Annotated in this window: 2 protein-coding genes; one reads left to right on the top strand and one right to left on the bottom strand. The window is 40.7% G+C overall.

What is annotated here, in order from left to right:
• Positions 1-179 precede the first annotated feature (179 nt).
• Positions 180-317, top strand: coding sequence for a hypothetical protein (locus LIZ98_RS17435; protein ID WP_227091664.1), 138 nt, complete (start codon positions 180-182; stop codon positions 315-317).
• A gap of 145 nt (positions 318-462) precedes the next feature.
• Here the strand turns inward: LIZ98_RS17435 and LIZ98_RS17430 are convergent, their stop codons facing one another.
• Positions 463-1260, bottom strand: a complete 798-nt coding sequence (locus tag LIZ98_RS17430) for an ABC transporter substrate-binding protein (protein ID WP_227203171.1) — start codon at positions 1258-1260, stop codon at positions 463-465.
• Positions 1261-1465: the final 205 nt, after the last annotated feature.

Below are 1465 nucleotides of genomic sequence, written 5' to 3'. Positions count from 1 at the left end.
TTTGAAGTGAAAAACACTCTATTTTGGCGACGAGAATCAAACTCGTCACCATTTTTAGTTGGGAAAAGCCCTATTTTGACGACGAGCCAGGTTCTCGTCGCGATTTTGAGCTGAGAAAAGCCAATTTTCGACGACGAGCCAGGTTCTCGTCGCCATTTTGAGTTGGAAAAAGCGCAATTTTGACGACGAGAACCAATCTCGTCACCATTTTAAGGAGGGAAACATCATTTTTTGGCGACGAGCCCTATTCTCGTCACCGTTTTGAGGCGGAAAAGCCCCTATTTTGGCGACGAGAATCAAACTCGTCACCATTTTAAGGCGAAAAACACCAATTTTTGGCGACGAAACATCCCCCCCTTTAGGATCGTGCACCTCAAGTTACAGAATTAACCAATTTTGAAGTAAAGGTTCGACATATAACAACAAATTTTCCCCATCACTATAAAAATAGCAAAAGTCCGATTATATAAAACTTTTGGCTTCAGGGAAAATTTCCGGATATAAAATATGTGCTAAATGTTCCAGACCTGTAATTAATCGCGGTGATGGGCGACAAAACCAGCCTTCTTCAAGAATATGGATCCTGTCTCTTTTCGCAAAAGGATACCCTCGCCACTCGGGGCGGTTGATGATTTTTTCGATTTTCACATTCTTCAACGGGATTCCTGTCCAAACAACCATTGTATAGTCCGGATTTGCCTGTACGACTCCGGCCCAATCGGATTTCACATTATCTTCCGGGATATCGGCAAAAACATTTGTTGCCCCAACTATTTCCGAAAGATCAGTGAGCCAATTTTTTCCACCGGGAGAAACGACTGGTTTTGGCCACCATTCCCAATAGAGGCGAAGAGGCGGATTTGCTTTCGGGCATTTTTGTCGGATTTCTTCAATCCTTTCTTTCATCCAATCTACTAAATCGCAAGCCTTTTGATAACGATCAGTTGCCTCACCTACCTCAATAATATCATCGAAAATATCACCCAGCCGATGCGGGTCGAGTATGAGAAAAGGTGTATTTAAGCTTTTAACACGTTCCACAACTTTTTCCATACCGGGAACACTTAAAGAACCGACAATGAAATCCGGTTTTAATTCGATCACTTTCTCTATATTAATATTTAAATCAGGACCGAGGTTTAGAAGTTTTTTAACGTCAGCCGGCCAATCAGAATAATGGTCAACACCGATTAGCTGATCGGTTAACCCGAGACAAGCTAATATTTCTGTATTACTTGGACAAAGTGAAACGATACGCAAGGTTCTCACCTCATTCAATCATTTTTAAAAATCGTGTACAACGATTGTCAACCAGTAACAAAGAGACATTATGCGTTAAACGATTTCAACACTTTCATTGATAAACACGCCACAGGGAGGTAGTTTAGTTTCATTATCCTTTAAACAATTTTACTCAACTTTCGCACCTAAAAAATAAGCATTAATCATTGGTTTTATTGAAACC

The organism is Caldibacillus sp. 210928-DFI.2.18, from assembly GCF_020554505.1.
GTDB classification, from domain to species: domain Bacteria; phylum Bacillota; class Bacilli; order Bacillales; family Caldibacillaceae; genus Caldifermentibacillus; species Caldifermentibacillus hisashii.
The sequence above is the reverse complement of the archived record's forward strand: the minus strand, read 5'-3'. Positions and strand labels throughout refer to the sequence as shown.